This window comes from Bradyrhizobium sp. Arg816, assembly GCF_029989365.1.
Taxonomy (GTDB): Bacteria; Pseudomonadota; Alphaproteobacteria; order Rhizobiales; family Xanthobacteraceae; genus Bradyrhizobium.
In genome coordinates this window covers 1-444 of sequence record NZ_JAPRAQ010000225.1, presented here as the reverse complement: position 1 = coordinate 444, position 444 = coordinate 1, and the positions used below count along the sequence as shown (strand labels likewise).

Annotated in this window: 1 protein-coding gene; it reads right to left on the bottom strand. The window is 60.6% G+C overall.

Annotation, left to right across the window (positions count from 1 at the left end; translation table 11 throughout):
• On the bottom strand, positions 1-444 hold a 444-nt coding region (locus OWC48_RS46630; RefSeq protein WP_282526012.1), incomplete at both ends, for a proton-conducting transporter membrane subunit.

Here is a 444-nt window from a genome sequence, read left to right as displayed (position 1 = left end):
ACGACATCAGGAAAATGCCGGCGACCAGCAGAATCTGCGGTATCAGCAGGGTGATCGGCGCCTCTCTCAGGGCGTCATGCACAGCCTTGCGGGGGCCGAGAAAGATCGCCTGGATGAAGCGCGCCATGTACACAAAGCCGACAAAAGTCGCCAGCAGAGTCATCAGCGCCGGCCCGTACCAGCCCTTCTCAATCATTGCGCTCAGCAGCAGCCATTTGCCGCCTAAACCGGCGAGTGGCGGCAGACCGGACAGCGCGACAATCGCGCTCGCAGCCGTTTTGAATGTGACGGGCATGCCACCGGCAAGTCCGCCGAGTTCGACAATCAGCCGCTTCCCCGTTCGCAGGATGATCGCGGCAGCGACGAGGAACAGGATGCCTTTAACCAGGAGATGGTTGGCAACGAGATACAGTGCCGTCACCCAGCCAAGATGGCTCATCAGTG